Raw genomic sequence first — 3,159 nt, 5'->3', positions numbered from 1 at the left:
CCCCGGTCGAGGAAATGGGCGAGGGTGAACAGGTGGCCGACGTCGTAGCACTCGAACTCGAAGCGCGTCCCGCAGCCGTCGCCGAGCTCGGCGAGCAGGGTCTCGATGTCGGCGAAGGTGTTCTTGAACACGAAGTCGCGGCTGGCGTCGAGGAACGCCGGCTCCCAGTCGTAGCGCCAGTGATCGTAGCGCGACAACGCCGGGTAGAGTCCGAAGTTCATGGTGCCCATGTTCAGCGAGGCCATCTCCGGCTGCGCGCGCAGCGCGGCCTGCATGCGCTCGTGCACGGTCATGGGCATGCCGCCGCCGGTGGAGATGTTCACCACCGCGTCGGTGGCCGTGCGGATACGCGGGAGGAAGCGCATGAACACCCCGGGGTCCGGCGTGGGCCGTCCGTCCTCGGGGTTGCGGGCGTGGAGATGGAGCACCGCCGCGCCGGCCTCGGCGGCGCCGATGGCCTGCTCGGCGATCTGCTCCGGGGTGACCGGCAGGTACTCGCTCATGGTCGGGGTGTGCACCGAGCCGGTCACCGCACAGGTGATGATGACCTTGCGTGTCACGAGGCGCCTCCGTTGATTGTCGGTTCCAGGGGGACGGGACGGTCCGCGGGGACGCCGTGGCGGCGTCCCCGCGGGGTTACCTCGCCGCCGCGAGCTCCGCTTCCAGCGCCGCGAGGGCGTCGCCGAGCGTCGCGGCGATCTCCTCGATGTGGGACTCGTCGACGATCAGTGGCGGGCAGACCAGCACGTGATCGCCGCTGTAGCCGCCGCGGGTGCGGCGCCAGTAGATGATCAGCCCGCGCTCGTAGGCGAGCTCCACCAGCCGTGCCGCGGCCATGCGCTCCGGGGGCAGAACGGCCATGGTCTCGCGGTCGGCCACCAGCTCCACGGCCTGCAGCAGGCCCTTGCCGCGGACGTCGCCGATCATCGGGAAGCGCTCCGCCAGCCCGTCCAGCCGGGCCCGGAGCCGCTCGCCCATGCGCGCGGCATTGCCCACCAGGTCGCGGGACTCGATCTCGTCGAGCACGGCCAGCCCGGCGGCGCAGGCGAGGGGGTTGCCGGCATAGGTGTAGCCGTGAATGAACCCGCCGGTGTCGAGTACCGGCTCGACCATCCAGCCGGGCGCGACCATCGCGCCGAGGGGCGCGTAGCCGGCGGCGAAGCCCTTGGACAGGGCGATGAGGTCGGGGATGACGTCCCAGTGCTCGCCGGCGAGGAAGCGCCCGGTGCGTCCGGCGCCGGACATCACCTCATCGTGGATGAGCAGCACGCCGTAGCGCTCGCAGATCTCGCGGATACGCGCGTAGTAGCTGTCCGGGGCGACCAGTGCGCCGGTGGCCGCGCCGCCCACCGGCTCCATGATGAAGGCGAGCACCGTCTCCGGGCCCTGGCGCAGGATCTCCGACTCCAGCATGTCCGCGTAGCGCAGCCCGCGCTGGTGCATGTCGAGCCCGTCCCGGTCCAGGTAGCAGGTGGGCGCGGGGATCTTGGGCATCTCGTGCATCATCGGCGAGAACGGCGCGCTCATGGGGGCGTAGCCGGTGACCGCCAGTGCCCCGAGGGTGGCGCCGTGGTAGCTCGGAAACCGGGAGACGACCTTGTAGCGGCTGGCCTGGCCGGTGGCCACGGCGTACTGGCGCGCCAGCTTGAGGCAGCTCTCCACGGCCTCCGAGCCGCCGGAGACGAAGAACACCCGGTCCATGCCCAGCGGCATCGCCGCCGCGGTGCGGGCGGCGAGCCGTTCGGCGGGCTCGTTCTCGAAGTGCAGCCGGTAGGCGAAGGTCGCACGGGCCATCTGGGCCTGCATGGCCTCCAGTACCCGGGGGTTGGAATGGCCGATGTTGCTGACCATCGCCCCGGAAGAGCCGTCGAGGTAGCGCCGGCCGTCGGTGTCCCACAGGTACACGCCCTCGGCCCGGTCGATCAGCGGGCGGCGCTGGCGGGACTGGTAGAACAGGTGGGACGGCGGTCGTTCGTCGCCGGCGGATGCGCTCATGGTCGTTCCCTTCGCTTGCCTGTCGGTGGTGGTCAGTCGCCGTGGCCGTGGAGGACCACGCAGTCGTCGCCGCGCACGCGGACCTGCACCGCCGCGCCCTCGGTGAAGGGCCGGCGGTCGATGGCGTTGATCGCCTGCAGCTGCATCCCGGCGACGCTGAGGAAGTAACGGGCCAGCTGGCCCTGGTAGTCGACGGTGTCCACCCGCGCCTCGAGCAGGGTGTCGCCGTCGCGGTGCTCGTGGCCGTCGCCGAGGCGCAGGCGCTCGGCGCGGAGCACCAGCCGCACCGGTGCGCCGGTCTCCAGCGGCCCGGCGTTTCCGGCGGCGGTGAGGATCTCCATGCCCGTGTCCTCGAGGGCGACGCGGTAGTAGTCGCCCTCGCGGCCGCGCACCCGTGCCGGCAGGATGTTCGAGTGGCCGAGGAAGTCGGCGACGAAGGCGGTGGCCGGTTCGTTGTAGACCGCCTCCGGCGTGCCCTCCTGCTCGATCACACCGTGGTTCATGACCACGACCTTGTCGGACATGGCCAGCGCCTCGGACTGGTCGTGGGTGACGAAGATCGTGGCGATGCCGAGCTCGCGCTGGATGCGCTTGAGCTCGATACGCATCTCCTCGCGCAGGTTCGCGTCCAGCGCCGACAGCGGCTCGTCGAGCAGCAGCACGTCCGGCTCGAAGACGATGGCGCGGGCGAGGGCGATGCGCTGTTGCTGGCCGCCGGAAAGCTGGATGGGCAACCGCTCCTCGACGTCGGGCAGGCGCACCAGCGCCAGGGCCTCGCGCACCCGCCGGGTGACCTCCGAGCGCGATACCCGGCGGTACTTAAGGCCGAAGGCGACGTTGTCGAAGATCGACTTGTGGGGGAACAGCGCGTAGTTCTGGAACACCAGTCCGAGGTTGCGCCGGTGGATGGGCACGTCGTTGATGCGCCGGCCCTTGACCAGGATATCCCCCTCGCTGGGGTCCAGCAGGCCCGCGATCATCCGCAGTGTCGTGGTCTTGCCGCAGCCCGAGGGCCCGAGGAAGGTCACGAAGCTGCCCTCGGGTACGTCCAGGTCCGCGCGGCGCAGGGCCACGAAGTCGTCGAAGCGCTTGACCACGCCGCGCAGCTCCACGGCATTGCCGTTGTCCGCCATGCTCTACTCCCGTCGTCGGGCGGGGGCGCGC

General features: G+C 70.9%; 3 protein-coding genes. All 3 read right to left on the bottom strand.

All coding sequences use genetic code 11. The features are described 5' to 3' along the window. A partial coding sequence (locus tag G7A99_RS17260) for a 3-keto-5-aminohexanoate cleavage protein (RefSeq protein WP_163142448.1) occupies positions 1-560 on the bottom strand: 560 nt, incomplete at its 3' end. A gap of 76 nt (positions 561-636) precedes the next feature. Further along, a complete protein-coding gene (locus G7A99_RS17255; RefSeq protein ID WP_163142445.1) occupies positions 637-1,995 on the bottom strand; it encodes an aspartate aminotransferase family protein in 1,359 nt (452 codons plus the stop codon). Positions 1,996-2,027: 32 nt separating this feature from the next. Then, positions 2,028-3,128 carry an ABC transporter ATP-binding protein gene (locus tag G7A99_RS17250; RefSeq protein ID WP_163142442.1) on the bottom strand — a complete coding sequence of 367 codons (1,101 nt, stop codon included), beginning with the start codon at positions 3,126-3,128 and terminating at the stop codon, positions 2,028-2,030. Positions 3,129-3,159: the final 31 nt, after the last annotated feature.

It is taken from the genome of Arhodomonas sp. KWT (assembly GCF_010993615.1).
This window is presented reverse-complemented; position numbering and strand designations above follow the sequence as displayed.